This window comes from Parvibaculum sp., from assembly GCF_039973015.1.
Classification (GTDB): domain Bacteria; phylum Pseudomonadota; class Alphaproteobacteria; order Parvibaculales; family Parvibaculaceae; genus Parvibaculum.
Genome location: NZ_JBDWLT010000008.1, coordinates 515,402 through 529,042 on the forward strand (window position 1 = coordinate 515,402; position 13,641 = coordinate 529,042).

At 62.8% G+C, this 13,641-nt stretch carries 11 protein-coding genes; 3 read left to right on the plus strand and 8 right to left on the minus strand.

Annotated elements, in window-relative coordinates:
* The first annotated feature begins 58 nt into the window (after window positions 1–58).
* Window positions 59–559 carry a DUF2231 domain-containing protein gene (locus ABJO61_RS08615; RefSeq protein ID WP_348325561.1) on the plus strand — a complete coding sequence of 167 codons (501 nt, stop codon included), beginning with the start codon at window positions 59–61 and terminating at the stop codon, window positions 557–559.
* On the opposite strand, the gene ABJO61_RS08620 is transcribed toward ABJO61_RS08615, so the two are convergent.
* Window positions 537–1,043, minus strand: coding sequence for a CopD family protein (locus ABJO61_RS08620; RefSeq protein ID WP_348325559.1), 507 nt, complete (start codon window positions 1,041–1,043; stop codon window positions 537–539). The two genes, ABJO61_RS08615 and ABJO61_RS08620, sit on opposite strands and share 23 nt — an antisense overlap.
* 90 nt (window positions 1,044–1,133) lie before the next feature.
* On the minus strand, window positions 1,134–2,051 hold the full coding sequence (locus tag ABJO61_RS08625; RefSeq protein WP_348325557.1) for a DMT family transporter: 918 nt from the start codon (window positions 2,049–2,051) through the stop codon (window positions 1,134–1,136).
* Between the two features lie 156 nt (window positions 2,052–2,207).
* On the opposite strand from ABJO61_RS08625, the gene ABJO61_RS08630 reads away from it, so the two are divergent.
* Both ABJO61_RS08630 and ABJO61_RS08635 read left to right on the plus strand, forming a co-directional pair.
* Complete coding sequence (locus ABJO61_RS08630; RefSeq protein WP_348325555.1) at window positions 2,208–3,971, plus strand: amidohydrolase family protein; 1,764 nt, start codon at window positions 2,208–2,210, stop codon at window positions 3,969–3,971.
* 183 nt (window positions 3,972–4,154) lie between these two features.
* Window positions 4,155–6,881 (plus strand): glycosyltransferase, encoded by a 2,727-nt coding sequence (locus ABJO61_RS08635; RefSeq protein ID WP_348325553.1) that lies wholly within the window; start codon window positions 4,155–4,157, stop codon window positions 6,879–6,881.
* A gap of 10 nt (window positions 6,882–6,891) precedes the next feature.
* Here the strand turns inward: ABJO61_RS08635 and ABJO61_RS08640 are convergent, their stop codons facing one another.
* The 6 genes from ABJO61_RS08640 to ABJO61_RS08665 all read right to left on the minus strand — a co-directional run bounded on the left by ABJO61_RS08640 (window position 6,892) and on the right by ABJO61_RS08665 (window position 13,566).
* On the minus strand, window positions 6,892–7,608 hold the full coding sequence (locus ABJO61_RS08640; RefSeq protein WP_348325551.1) for a copper resistance protein B: 717 nt from the start codon (window positions 7,606–7,608) through the stop codon (window positions 6,892–6,894).
* Window positions 7,608–9,401 carry a copper resistance system multicopper oxidase gene (locus tag ABJO61_RS08645; protein ID WP_348325549.1) on the minus strand — a complete coding sequence of 598 codons (1,794 nt, stop codon included), beginning with the start codon at window positions 9,399–9,401 and terminating at the stop codon, window positions 7,608–7,610. The genes ABJO61_RS08640 and ABJO61_RS08645 overlap by 1 nt, the downstream gene beginning before the upstream one ends.
* A 63-nt stretch (window positions 9,402–9,464) precedes the next feature.
* Window positions 9,465–9,902 (minus strand): hypothetical protein, encoded by a 438-nt coding sequence (locus ABJO61_RS08650; RefSeq protein ID WP_348325547.1) that lies wholly within the window; start codon window positions 9,900–9,902, stop codon window positions 9,465–9,467.
* Between the two features lie 225 nt (window positions 9,903–10,127).
* Window positions 10,128–10,901 carry an SDR family oxidoreductase gene (locus ABJO61_RS08655; protein ID WP_348325545.1) on the minus strand — a complete coding sequence of 258 codons (774 nt, stop codon included), beginning with the start codon at window positions 10,899–10,901 and terminating at the stop codon, window positions 10,128–10,130.
* 118 nt (window positions 10,902–11,019) lie between these two features.
* Entirely contained in the window at window positions 11,020–12,771 is a 1,752-nt protein-coding gene (locus ABJO61_RS08660) for a class I adenylate-forming enzyme family protein (RefSeq protein WP_348325543.1), read from the minus strand.
* Between the two features lie 129 nt (window positions 12,772–12,900).
* Window positions 12,901–13,566 carry a glutathione S-transferase family protein gene (locus tag ABJO61_RS08665; RefSeq protein ID WP_348325541.1) on the minus strand — a complete coding sequence of 222 codons (666 nt, stop codon included), beginning with the start codon at window positions 13,564–13,566 and terminating at the stop codon, window positions 12,901–12,903.
* Window positions 13,567–13,641: the final 75 nt, after the last annotated feature.

The window sequence follows — 13,641 nt, forward strand, 5'->3', positions numbered from 1 at the left end:
CTGCTGCACGGAACCAGCCGCGCCCCGAAAAGGTTATCTCTCGAACGGGAGATGCGTCATGCGCGAAACCGGCAATCCGGGAAATCCGGTGGACGAGAAGATCGAGGAGAAGGACGTCAGCTCGGCCGTCGCGGTGGCGGGCCATCCGCTTCATGCGATGAGTGTGCATTTCCCCATCGCTCTCGTCGTCGCGACGCTCGGCGCCGATGTCTTCTACTGGTGGAACGCCGATCCGTTCTGGCTGCGTGCCGGTCTCTGGTCGTCGGGCTTTGCCTTCGCTACGGGCGTAGCGGCAGGGCTCGCCGGGACGGCGGAACTTGTTCTCGTGCCGGGCATTCGCGGCCGTGTCGCAAGCTGGGCGCATGGCGTCGCGGCGATGATGCTCATCTCCGTCGCGGGCCTCAACTGGGGCCTTCGCCTGACAGCGCCAGATGCCGTACTGCCGCACGGGCTGCTGCTTTCGCTCCTCGCGGCCGGGCTCACGGGGCTCGCCGGCTGGCATGGCGGAAAACTGATCTTCCATCACGGCATCGGCCTCATGGTGTCGTCCAGGGATTGACGCCTTCCACGATGCGCCTCAATGCGCCGGGCTCCGACATACCGGCGGGAAGAAAGTCGGAGAATTCGAAATCCGGTTTCGCCAGCACGAGAAACAGCACGCCCGCGCTCAACGTCAGCACAACTCCCGTACCGAGAAGGAAACGCCATACCGGATAGACCTGACCTTCGTCGAACAGGCGGATGATGACGAGGCCGGCAAATGTGTGCGCCAGCACCAGCGCACCGACAAGCGCGAGCTTCGCCGACATCCAGGTCACGAAAACCTCGCGCGCGAAAACGAGACCGGTGCCGCTAGCGACCGCCAGAAAGGCGGCGGGCGATATCAACACCACATAGGAGAAGCGCACCATTCCCTGCAGCCGGTAAAGCGCATCCTTGTCCGCCACATGCGCGCGCTGGACGTAAAGCCCCGGCATGCTCACGAGCCCTGCCATCCAGACAGAAACCGCCGAAATATGAATGATTTTCAGCCAGACGATCATCGGGCGGCCACGCCTCCTCTCCCCACGGTCGAAGGGCCAGAAGATAAAACGCGAGAAACAGCAAAAAGGTTCCGCAAGATGACGCGGGAGCTAGCCGCTCTTCTCCATGCGGGCGTGTTCCCACGACATGAGCAGCACGCCCGCGAAGACGGTGCCGAAGCCCGCGAGATGCATGAGGCGGAACTCCTCGCCGAGCAACAGGTAGGAGAGGAGCAGGGCCGAGACGGGCATCACGCCCATGAAGGCGGCGGCGACAGCGCCTTCCGCCTTCGCCAGCCCCGAATACCAGAGCCATGTGCCGAGCGAGAGCGTGCCCGCGCCATACCAGATGGCGGCGGCCCATGCGCCCGCGCCGACGCTCGCTGCGTCGAAGTCCTGCCATTGCCAGATTGCGAAGGGGAGGAAGAGGGGAATGGAAAGTGCGCTGGCGAGAAAGGCGACGAGAACGGGATCGACATGCTCGGACATGCGCTTGCCGAGCAGCGTGTAGCTTGCCTCGCAGCAGACAGCGGCGAAGACGAGCGCCGCGCCGAGCCACATTTCGGATGCGTTGCTGCCGTCACCTCCCTGCCCGAACTGGAGGAGGAGCACGCCCGCAACGGCAAGCGCGATGGCCGTGAGCTTGCGCCATGTGGGGCTGTCGCCGAAGAAGAGCATGGAGGCGGCGGCGGTGACCGCAGGCGCCGTACTCATGACGATGGCGCCAACGACGCCCGAGACCATCTTCATGCCGTAAAGCATGAGCGCGGAAAAACCGAACATGCCGAAAAGCGCGATGAGGCAGACGAGGAGCCAGTCGCGGCGGGTGAAACTTTCAAGCTGTCCGCGCGCGCTCCATGCGAAGGGCGCCAGCACCAAGGCGCCGAGCCCGACCCGCAGCGCCGAGCCGACAAAAACCGGCATCGCACCCGTCACGATCTTGCTCACCGGCGTCGCCGAGCCGAAGACCGCCATGCCCAGCGCAAGGCGGGTGCGGGTGAGGCTGCTCTGCTTTTCCTTTCCGGCCATTGGATGCTCCGAAATGTTTCGCCTCACGGATCAGTTAGGTCATGGACGGCAAAAGAACAGGCAGATTGCGGGTAAACTTGCCATCCTTCGCCTCGGACGCGGATTTCCGCTATCCTCCCCTCAAACGCCATCAGAGCATTCCGGGAGGGAAAACCCATGAGCAGCACACAGCGCCAGCATGACATCGTGATCCGCGGCGGGACCGTTTATGACGGCACGGGCGCGGCCCCCATCGAGGCAGACGTCGCCATCGACGGCGGCACCATTGTCGCGGTCGGAAAAGTTGCGGGCTCGGGTGCGGAAGAGATCGACGCGAAGGGCCAGATCGTGACGCCGGGCTTTGTCGACGTTCACACGCATTATGACGGGCAGGTGACCTGGGATCCCTATCTCCAGCCCTCGACGTTCCACGGCGTCACCACCGCCGTCATGGGCAATTGCGGCGTTGGCTTCGCGCCCTGCAAGCCGGAGCAACGCGAATGGCTGCTCGGCCTGATGGAAGGCGTGGAAGATATTCCGGGTACGGCGCTTGCCGAGGGCATCAAGTGGAACTGGGAGAGCTTCGCGCAATATATGGATACGGTGGAAGCCTCGCCGCTCGCGCTCGATGTGGGCCTGCAAATTCCGCATGCCGCCGTGCGCGCCTATGTGATGGGCGACCGCGCGCCCGCGCTGGAACCCGCCACGGAAGCGGAGACGGCGGAGATGGGCCGCCTCGTCGTGGAGGCGCTCGAAGCCGGTGCGCTCGGCTTTTCGACCTCGCGCACGGTGAAGCACAAGGACGTGAAGGGCGGCCTGACGCCGACGCTCAAAGCCGAAGCGATGGAACTGCACGGCATTGCGCGCGCCATGGGCAAGGCCGGCAAGGGCGTGCTGCAGCTCATTGCCGACTTCAAGCAGACGGACGAAGAATTCGCGATGCTGCGCGGCATGGTCGAGATTTCCGGCCGGCCGATGTCGATCACCATCGAGCAGGACGACCGCTGGCCGACCGTCTGGAAGCGTGTGCTGGACAATATCGCGGCGGCCAATGCGGACGGGCTGCCGATCCGCGGCCAGGTGCCGCCGCGCGCGACGGGGCTCTTGCTCGGGCTCACCGCGTCGCTCAACCCCTTCATCATGCACCAGACCTTCCGGCAGATCTGGGGCGCGCCGCTGGAGAGCCAGATGAAGGCACTGCGCGACCCGGAGTTCCGCGCGAAGCTGCTGGCGGAAGAGCCGGATTATCCGGCGGGCGAGATCATCGAGATGATCTGCACCGCCTATCACAAGATGTTCGCGCTCGGTGAAAACCCGAACTACGAGCCTGCTCCGGAAGAAAGCGCAAAGGCGATTGCCGAGCGGACGGGACGCCATCCCCGCGAGGTCGTGCTCGACTGGATGCTGGAGCGCGGCGGCAAGGCGCTGCTCTATTTCCCGCTGATGAACTACACTTGCGGCAGCCTCGCCGATGTCGAGACCATGCTCACCCACCCCAACACCGCCTTCGGCCTTTCGGACGGCGGCGCGCATTGCGGCATCATCTGCGATGCGAGCTTTCCGACGACGCTGCTGACGCATTGGGGCCGCGACCGCACGCGGGGCAAGAAGCTACCGCTCGAATGGCTGATCCACGGGCTCACAGGCCGCAACGCCGCGCTGGTCGGCATGAACGACCGTGGCATCCTCGCGCCGGGCATGAAAGCGGATGTGAACGTGATCGACTTCGATCATCTGACGCTTTATTCGCCACATATCGTCAACGACCTGCCCGCCGGCGGAAAGCGGCTGATCCAGAAGACGGATGGCTATACAGCCAGCATCGTTTCGGGGGCGGTCAGTTTTCGGAACGGAGAACCGACAGGCGCGTTGAAGGGCAAGCTGGTGCGCGGAGCGCAAGTGCGGCCGGAAGGCGCGCAGATCCCTTCAGCTGCGGACTGATTGAAGCTTGTTCACACAGGGGCTTTCCGGGCCGTGGCACAGGCCCGGAAATCTGCCCTAATTTGGTCACGGTGACAGACCAATAAGAGCCGTTTCGCAGGTTTGCCCGCGCGAAAACGACGGGGCTGGGCCGTCCAGACTATGAGATGTTTTTCCCGGTTCTCTGTGCTTGACGGACGATAGATGGACAATCACGAGCCTGCTCCCGAAACCACTCCCAATCCGCGCTCCTGGCGCCAGTCCGTCTTCGTGCGGCAGGCAGCCTTTTTGTTTCTGGTTCTGCCGCTTGTGATTGCGGCAAACCTTGCGATATGGGCCGCGTTCAACCAGCCGCATCATGCGGAAGCCTGGACGGGCGAAATCGTGGGGCTGAGCTATAGCCCTTACCGGCAGGGGCAAGACCCGACGCAGAACAAGCATCCGAGCCTGTCGGAAATCGAAGCCGACCTGAAGCTGCTCGCCGGGACGGTGCAGGCGATCCGTACCTATACGGTGGTGCGGGGGCAGGACCATATTCCCGAACTTGCCGCGCAATACGATCTTTCCGTTGCCGCCGGTGCGTGGATCGGACCGGACCTGGAGCGCAACGAGCGCGAGTTGCAGGCGCTGATTGCGCTGGCGCCTCGCCGCAATGTCGTGCGCGTGCTGGTCGGTAACGAAGTGCTGCTGCGCAATGACATGCAGATGAACGAGCTCATCGGCTATATCAAGCGCGCGAAACAGAAAATCTGGAAGCCGGTCTCGACCGCCGAGCCGCCGCATGTCTGGCTGAACAATCCCGAGCTGGTGAAAGCGGTCGACTATATCGCGGTGCAGATCCTGCCCTATTGGGAAGGCATTCCGATCGATTATGCGGTCGATGCCGTCTTCGAGCGCATCGACGAATTGCGCGCCGCCTATCCGGGCAAGCCCATCGTGGTGTCGGAAGTGGGCTGGCCGAGCCGCGGCAAGGTCATTCCGCGCCGCCCCTATCCCGGTCTTTCAGACGCCGAACTCAGCACCGAAGCTGTGCCGTCGCTCGTCAACCAGGCGACCTTCATGCGCGAGTTCCTGAACCGCGCGAAGGCGGAAGACATCACCTATTACGTGATGGAAGCCTTCGACCAGCCGTGGAAGGCCGCGGAAGAAGGCGCGGCGGGCGCCTTCTGGGGCATCTACAATGCCGACCGGCAACCGAAATTCCCGATGGCGGGCAGCATTTCCGAGGCGCCGGAGTGGCGCTTCTGGGCCTCGCTTGCGGCGGGCCTCGCGCTCGTGCCCGCCATGCTTTTCATGCTGCGGCAGCGCCATGTACGCCCGGCCGGCGTCGTCATCTTCGCGGTGCTGACCCAGCTTGCGGGCTCGGCCATCGCCTGGGCGGGGCTTTCCGTTACCGGGCTCTACTTCACCTGGGTCGGCGCGACGATCTGGAGCTTTCTCTTCTTCGCGCAAGGGCTGCTGCTGATCGTGCTTCTCGCCGAAGCGATCGAGTTCGTGGAGGTCATCTGGACGCGGCATGGCGAACGGCACTTCAAGCCCTTCGATGAAAACGCCGTGAACCCGACGGCGAAAGTCTCGATCCACGTACCGATCCACAACGAACCGCCGGAGATGGTTGGCGAAACGCTGGCCGCGCTGGCGAAGCTCGACTACGACAATTACGAAGTGCTGGTACTCGACAACAATACGGTGGACCCGCAAGTGTGGGAGCCGGTGCGCGATTATTGCGCGAGGCTCGGGCCGCGCTTCCGCTTTTTCCATCTCGAAAACTGGCCGGGCTTCAAGGCGGGCGCGCTCAATTTCGGCCTGGAAAAGACGGCGGAAGATGCGGAGATCATTGCCGTCATCGACAGCGACTACCAGATCGAGCCGAACTGGCTGAAGACGCTCGTCCCCTATTTCGACAAGCCCGATGTCGGCTTCGTGCAGGCGCCGCAGGATTATCGCGACCGGCACGAGAGCATGTTCAAGAACATGACCTATTGGGAATATGCCGGCTTCTTCCATATCGGCATGGTCCAGCGCAATAATTTCAATGCCGTCATCCAGCACGGCACCATGACGCAGGTGCGCAAGAGCGCGCTGAAACGCGTGGGCGGCTGGGCGGAGTGGTGCATCTGCGAAGATGCGGAACTCGGCATCAAGCTCTACCGCGCGGGCTATGACAGCGTTTATGTGAACCATTCCTTCGGGCGCGGGCTCACGCCGGACACGCTTTCGGGCTATATCAGCCAGCGCTTCCGCTGGGCCTATGGCGCGGTGCAGATCGTCAAGCATCACTGGGATGCGCTTGCACCCTGGGCGCGCAAGAAAAGCGGGCTTTCCGGTGCGCAACGCTATTACTTCCTTGCCGGGTGGCTGCCCTGGTTCGCGGACGGACTTGCACTTCTCTTCACCACGGCGAGTATCGTCCTGTCCGCCTGGGCGCTCTATCAGCCGAACATGATTTCGCTTCCCGTGGCCGCGTTCCTCATTCCGACCATCGGCAGCTTCGTGTTCAAGTTCGTGCGCTCGCTCTGGCTTTATGCCGTGCGCGTGAAGGATTGCAGCTTCCTCGAAAGCCTCGGCGCGGGCGTCGCGGCGCTCGGCCTTACGCATACGGTCGCCAAGGCCATGCTCAACGGCATGATCACGACGAGCAAGCCCTTCATCCGTACACCGAAATGCGAGGACAAGCCGCCGCTCGCGGCTGCCTTCATCCAGGTGCGCGAGGAATCGCTGATGCTCGCCGCGCTATGGGGTCTTGCGATTGCCCTCTTCGTCAGCCCCAATTTCTCGGACAGCCATTCGCGGCTGTGGATTGCGGTGCTGCTCGTGCAGTCCGTGCCCTACGCTTCGGCGGTGCTGCTGTCTCTCATCAACGTGATGCCGTCGCTCTTCCGGCGGAAGGGGAAGACGGAAACGGCGGGCGTTCTTTCGCCCGCCGAATAAATTCGTCTCGTCAGAACCAGGCTCTTATACCGAAGCGCAGCGTCGTGCCGTTCACATCTTCTCCGTTCGCGCGGGCGATGGACGCCGTTTCGCCGAGATCGCGCTCCCAGACGAGATCAACGTAAGGCGCGAACTTCCGCGTAATCTCGTAGCGAAGCTGGAGCCCCGCCTCGACGCTGCTGAAACCTGCGCCCACATCCCTTTCGGGAACGTCCTGCGCGAAGAATTCCAGTTCGGCATGAGGTTCGGCGATGAGCCGCTGCGTGACCGGAAGCTCGAAGCTCTGTTCCAACCGTGCCGACAGATCGCCTTCCGTTGAAAGAAAGACGGTCGCCCCGGTCTCGAAGAAATAAGGCGCGAGACCGGCAACCCCTGCGGCGAGATAGGTCTCGCCGTCGGGCTCGAAATCCTGCCGGACACCGATCAGCGCATCCCAATAGGGATGGAAGTTCCGGCCATAGAAGAGTTCGGCCTCTCCCTTCTCGGCTTCGCCGTCCGCGATTTCGCCCCGTGAGCGGAACCAGAGGCGATCGGTATCGCCGCCGATCCAGCCATTCGCGTTCCAGTTCCAGAGGCCGTCATTCGCATCCGCATAGTCGAGCTCGATCTCGGCCATGTGGAACAGCCTGCTTTCGTGGGCGGCCGCCATGTCTAGGTCGTCCTGCGCTGCGGCCGGTGTGGCGGCGAGCAAGATCAGCCCGGCAGCCGCCAGGGATATCTTTTTCATCAATGTTCTCCGTGCATGGCATGCGCCGAATGCGCGTCCGCGGCGGGGTTTCGGTGGAGGACGAGCGGCACGGTGGCGCCATTCGGCGTCACTTCGCTTTCCGCCGCAGATGGCGGCTCGACGACAAAGGCCGTCATCATGCCCGAAGCCATGTGATAGAGAAGATGGCAATGCAGCGGCCAGGCACCAATCTCGCGCGCCGTGAGGACGACCGATACCGACTGCCCGGGCGGCACGATCACGGTATCTTTCAACGGCCGGTTCATGCCCGCGCCGTTCTCCAACTCGAAGAACATACCGTGCAGATGCATCGGATGCGCCATCATGGTTTCGTTCTTGAATGTGAGACGCACGCGCTCGCCGTAGCGGACGCGGATGGGCGCCGCCTCGCCGAACTTCTCGCCGTTCAGCGTCCAGACATAGCGTTCCATGTTGCCGGTGAGACGCATCCCGATCTCGCGTTCCGGCGCATGGTTGTCGTCGCGCATGGCGGTCGAGATCAGGTCTGTGTATGCGAGTACCTTTGCATCGGGTGGAAAGCCCGACGCCCAGCCGACGGGACGGGCTTCCCGTCCCGCCTCATTTCCGTCATCTCCCACCGTTGGATTCCCCATTGCGCCGTGATTCATCGTCCCGTGATCCATGCCGGTAGCGGCGTGGCCCATGTCGGCGCCGTGGTTCATCGCCATGCCGTGACCCGTGTTCATGCCGTGGTCCATGCCCATGTCGCTCATGGCGAGGAGCGCGCGCGGGCGGTTCGGCGGGACTGCCGCTTCCATGCCCTTGGCGGGTGCAAGCGTCGCGCGTGCATAGCCCGTCCTGTCGATCGGTTCCGCGAACAGCGTATGCGCATCGTCGTCTCCGGGTTCGACGATGACGTCATAGCGTTCGGCAACGCCCATGCGGATTTCATCCACCGTCACCGGCTTCACATCGTTGCCGTCCGCCGCCACCACCGTCATTTTCATGCCGGGAATGCGGACATCGAAGATCGTCATGGCGGAGCCGTTGATGAGGCGCAGGCGGACGCGCTCACCCTTGCGCGCGATGAAGGTTTCGTTCGCCCGGGGCGACTTGCCGTTGACGAGAAAGGAATAGCCGGAGACATCGGCGAGATCGGTCGGGTCCATGCGCATCGAGCCCCAATCGAGACGGTCCCGCATGGCGGCGCCCATTCCCTTCTCACCCGCATCGGCGAAGAAGTCGAGCAGCGTACGCTTCGAATAGTTGTAGTAGCCGGAATCGGCCTTGAGGTTCTGTAGAACGCGGTCCGCGTCTTCGGGCGTCGCATCGCCGAAGAGGACGACATGGTCGCGATCCGCCTCGACTGGCGAAGGCTTCGCGGGGTCGATGACGATGGCGCCGAGCACGCTCTGGTCCTGCGTTCCCGAATGGCTGTGATACCAGTAGGTGCCGCTCTGCCGGATCTTGAACGTATAGGTATAGGATGCGCCGGGTGCGATACCCATGAAGCCGTTGAAGCCGGGCACGCCGTCCATCGCCCCCGGCAGCAGGAGGCCATGCCAGTGAACGGAAGTTTGTTCGTCCGTGTCGTTGGTGACGGTGATGGTGGCGTCTTCACCTTCCTTCAGGTGAAGTGTCGGCCCCGGCACACCGCCATTGATCGTCATCTTCTCGGCGGTACGTCCACCGATCTCGACCGTCGAGGTCGACACGGTAAGACGGTAGGTGCTGGCAAATGCCGGCGTTGCGATAGCGAACGCAGTGGCACCGATGACAGCGAAAACGGCGCGACGAACCGCGCCTTCTGCGGATATGAAGTTCGGAAGCATGATCTCGTTTCCATTCGTTGAGAACAAAGGCGCGGAAAGGCGCCGGACTCGGCGAAGGAAGCGCTAGATCAGGAGGCGCCCCGTGCGGTGAAAGGCATCGGCATAGGCCTGCTTGTGGCGGCCTTGCCTTTCGGGGGGATCGGCATGCGGGAGCGTGCGGATTTCCGCGACGAGGTCCGGCATCTGCCATTGCGTCTGGATGACGGCGTGGGGCGCGGGGAGACCGCGCAGCTTGAGCGATGGTTCAAACGAGGCTTCCACCGTCCTGTCGCAGAGACAGGTTGCCTCGTCGCCCGGGCATGAAGGAGGTGTCTGTTCCTCGACCGGCGCCGAATGCCCATGAACCGAATGCCCATGAACCGAATGGTCTTGAACCGCAGACCGATGCTCCTCATGCACGGCCAATGGCTGCGCCGCCGCGACGGGCGCACATTGCATGAGCGCCGCGAGCAGGATGCTCGCGAGGTAGAACAGCGGAACCTGAAGTCTGAGGAATTTCATGACCGCATCTTGCACCTTCCCTCTACTGGAAGGTCAAGACCGGCGAGAACGGCCCGGAAAACGGGGATAAATTATTTCCCGCCGTCAGGGCGGGACGGCCGGCAGAACACCCGGCGGCCGGACGGGGCCGCCGGGCGCTTTCCTCCGGCTCATGTGACGTTATCGTGACGTTTCGATGACGGTTGGCCGCCCCAGGGGTGCCTTTATCCCCGGTTTGCCGGTCCGTTACATCGGGCCGCCACCGTCGATATTGATCTTCTGGCCGTTCGCGTAAGGGTTGGCATCCGAGACGAGATAGACGACAGCCGCCGCCACTTCCTCCGGTCCGCAGACATGACCGAAGGGCATGGTCTGGTCGAGGTCATGGATGTCCATGCCCTTCTTGCCTGCGCGCGCGGCGGCAAGGCGCGAGCCCATATCGGTGGCGGTGAGACCGGGCGCCACGATATTCGTCCGTATACCGTGTTTGCGTTCTTCCTTAGCCAGCGTGAGCGCGAGCGCTTCGGCCGCTGCCTTGCCCATATTGTAGGGGCCGCCATTTGCCGAATGGCTGAGCGTGGCCACCGAAGAAATGATGATGATGTCGCCGCGCTCTTCCTTGCGCATATGCGGCAGCACGAGCTTCGACATGAAATGCGGCGCCATGGCGTGAACGCGCAACACGCGTTCCAGCTCCTGCGGCTCGGTGTCGGCGACCGTCTGGCCGCGCGAGGCGATGCCCGCATTGTTGACGAGAATGCCGATGGAACCGAAGTCCTTCAGCACGTCGGCAACCATCACCTTGTCTTCCTCGAAATTCTCGACCGAGGCCGAATAGGCCTTGGCCTTGCGGCCCAGCTTTTCGATGGCCGCAACGGTTTCCTGCGCCGCCTCTTCGTCGCGGCGATAGTTCACCGCTACATCGGCACCCGCTTGCGCAAGCTGAATCGCGATGGCGCGACCGATACCACGGCCGCCGCCAGTGACGAGAGCAACGCGGCCCTCCAGAGATATTTTCATTGTTTCCTCCCGGTGTTTTCGTTGCCTCAAGCATAAAGAAGCCGCCCGGGATTTCCATTCCCGGACGGCTTCATGTCGTTTGGGCCGCAATGACGCTACGGCAGGAGAACGCGAAAAATCAGGCCGCGTCCTTCGAGTACTTCTTCATGTCCTCGCGAAGCACGGTTTTCAGAATCTTGCCGTTCGGATTGCGCGGCAGCGGCTCATGACGAAGCTCGATCTTGACCGGCACCTTGAAGCCCGCGAGGAGCTTGCCGACATGGGCCTTCAATTCCTCTTCCGACACCTCCTTGCCGGGTGCGAGCTGCACGATGGCGCCGACTTCCTCACCCAGCACCTTGTGCGGGATGGCAACGACGGCAGCGTCCATCACGGCAGGATGCGCGTAGAGCGCGTCTTCGACCTCGACGCAGTAGATGTTCTCGCCGCCGCGGATCAGCATGTCCTTGGCGCGGTCGAGAATGTAGACGAATCCGTCCTCGTCCATGCGCACGAGATCGCCCGAATGGAACCAGCCGCCCTCGGTGATCGCAGCGGCGGTCGCGTCCGGCTTGTTCCAGTAGCCCTTTACGACATTGGGGCCGCGAATCCAGAGTTCGCCGACCTGGCCGCGCGGCAGTTCCTTTCCGTTCTCGTCCACGACCTTGATGTCGCAAACGGGCACGGCGACGCCGGCGCTGTCCGGCTTCCAGACATAGTCTTCCGCGAGGTTCTGCGTGGTGATGGCCGATGTCTCGGTGAGGCCATAGCCGTTCGACGGGTGCACCTTGGGGAACTGTTCCTTGATGCGGGAGACGAGATCGGGCGCGGAAGGCGCACCGCCATAGCCGATCGACTCGACGCTCGATGTATCGCGCGTGGCGAAGTCCGGCGACTCGAGCACCTGCCAGACCATCGCCGGGACACCGCCAAAGGAGGTGACGCGCTCGCGCTCGATGAGTTCCAGCGCGTGCTCCGCATTCCACTTGTGCATGATGACGAGGCGGCCGCCGCTGGCATAGGTGCCGACGAGGATCGAGTGACAGCCTGTTGCGTGGAAGAGCGGAACGGAAAGCAGCGTAACGCGCTGCGGCGCCGTCGGGTCCGGCGCGGGCGGCATCTCACCCCGGCGCATGAAAGTCCGCGCGCCGCCGAGCATCGCATTCATCAGGTTGGTGCAGATGTTGCGCTGTGTACCGAGCGCGCCCTTCGGCTTGCCCGTGGTGCCGGAGGTATAAAAGATCGTGGCATCGTCTTCGGGATCGAGGCCCGGATCGGGCAGCACGTCTGCAGACAGTTTCGCGTAGTTTTCGGGCGTCGACACCAGAGCCTCGAAGGCTTCGGCAACACCAAGTTCCTCGGCGGGGGTGCGCACGGCGACAAGGCCATTGAGCCCGAGCGCCTTCAGATGCGGGCGCAGACGATCAAGGCGCTCATGGTCGACAATCACGACCTTCGAGCCAGAATCCTGAATGCCATATTCGAGTTCAGGGCCGGTGCCCCAGGCGTTGAGCGGCACAACCACGCCACCGATGGCAGCAATGCCCCAGAAGGCGATCGACCATTCGGGGAAGTTGCGCATGATGAGGGCGACGCGGTCGCCCTTTTTCACGCCATACTTCTCGCTGAGGGCGCGGCCAAAAGCCGTCGCCGCACGATAGTGGTTCTCGAAGGAGAGGCGTTCGCCTTCATAGACGATGAAGTCCTGATCGCCGAAGCTGCGGCCAAGATCGAAAATCGCGCGCAAGGATGGCGGCGTGCCCTTGTAGGTGCGGATGGGTACGCCCCTGATTTCGACGGTTTCCATCTCGAAAGGCGTGCCCGGCGATGTGAGAAAGGCATGAGCTTCCTCGATCGTCATGGCAGGCCATTTGGCGGCGTTCTCGGCCATTTCAGTCTCCCTGGAGTATCGCTTTACTGGCGGATTTTTTGTCGTTGCCCGACAAATATCCCTTTTAGCGCCGAATTTGAAGTGAGAGGCGCCGGACAGCGCCAGCGATGGCGCTGCCGGGCCCGGCTATCAGAGACCGAATTTCTTCAGAAGTGCGGTTTCTTCCTCGATGCAGGCCGCAAAGCTCGGCCTGGCAAGGATGCCCGCGAGATAGCGCGTGAGGTTCGGATAGGCCTTTTCATCCGGCTTGAAGCCAGCATGCGCGAAGTTCACGAAATGCGTCGCGGCCGAGATGTCGGCAATCGAGAAGGCATCGCCCACAAGGAAGTCCTTTGCGCCGATTTCCTTTTCGAGCCAGCCGAAATTGCGCGGAAGCTTCTCCGCGATGGTCTTTTCCGCCATCTCGCGATCCGCTTCCTTGCCCATCATGCGGTTCACGACCATGGGACGAAAGGTGCCCATGCCCACATTCCCGGCGAGATCGGAATCCGCATATTCCTCATACCAGAGGGCCTTGCCATAGGCGAAGGCGTCAGCGGGATATAGCGCGGGCGCCGAAAACTTCTTTTCGAGATAGCCGCAAATTGCAGACGAATCCGGCAGCGTTGCATCGGCGCCGATACTGTCATCGCGAAGAACGGGGATGCGCTTCAGCGGCGAGATCTCAAGAAACCAGTCCGGCGCGGGGAAGATATTCACCTGCTCCAGCGTGTAGGCCTCGCCCTTTTCGGCGAGGAAAACGCGCACCTTGCGCACGAAGGGCGACAGGCTCGCCCCATAGACCGTCAACGTCATGATCTTTTCCCTTCCCGTAGGCGGCCACAAAGGCCCGCGATGCAGCTCCGTTTTGCCGGGAGCCCTTTTTGCGAT

What these genes read in the sequence shown, in the direction of transcription:
- ABJO61_RS08655 (WP_348325545.1), bottom strand. Translation starts at nt 10,901, where the DNA reads ATGAAAATATCTCTGGAGGGCCGCGTTGCTCTCGTCACTGGCGGCGGC.
- ABJO61_RS08645 (WP_348325549.1), bottom strand. Translation starts at nt 9,401, where the DNA reads ATGCTTCCGAACTTCATATCCGCAGAAGGCGCGGTTCGTCGCGCCGTT.
- ABJO61_RS08665 (WP_348325541.1), bottom strand. Translation starts at nt 13,566, where the DNA reads ATGACGTTGACGGTCTATGGGGCGAGCCTGTCGCCCTTCGTGCGCAAG.
- ABJO61_RS08630 (WP_348325555.1), top strand. Translation starts at nt 2,208, where the DNA reads ATGAGCAGCACACAGCGCCAGCATGACATCGTGATCCGCGGCGGGACC.
- ABJO61_RS08635 (WP_348325553.1), top strand. Translation starts at nt 4,155, where the DNA reads ATGGACAATCACGAGCCTGCTCCCGAAACCACTCCCAATCCGCGCTCC.
- ABJO61_RS08615 (WP_348325561.1), top strand. Translation starts at nt 59, where the DNA reads ATGCGCGAAACCGGCAATCCGGGAAATCCGGTGGACGAGAAGATCGAG.
- ABJO61_RS08640 (WP_348325551.1), bottom strand. Translation starts at nt 7,608, where the DNA reads ATGAAAAAGATATCCCTGGCGGCTGCCGGGCTGATCTTGCTCGCCGCC.
- ABJO61_RS08660 (WP_348325543.1), bottom strand. Translation starts at nt 12,771, where the DNA reads ATGGCCGAGAACGCCGCCAAATGGCCTGCCATGACGATCGAGGAAGCT.
- ABJO61_RS08650 (WP_348325547.1), bottom strand. Translation starts at nt 9,902, where the DNA reads ATGAAATTCCTCAGACTTCAGGTTCCGCTGTTCTACCTCGCGAGCATC.
- ABJO61_RS08620 (WP_348325559.1), bottom strand. Translation starts at nt 1,043, where the DNA reads ATGATCGTCTGGCTGAAAATCATTCATATTTCGGCGGTTTCTGTCTGG.
- ABJO61_RS08625 (WP_348325557.1), bottom strand. Translation starts at nt 2,051, where the DNA reads ATGGCCGGAAAGGAAAAGCAGAGCAGCCTCACCCGCACCCGCCTTGCG.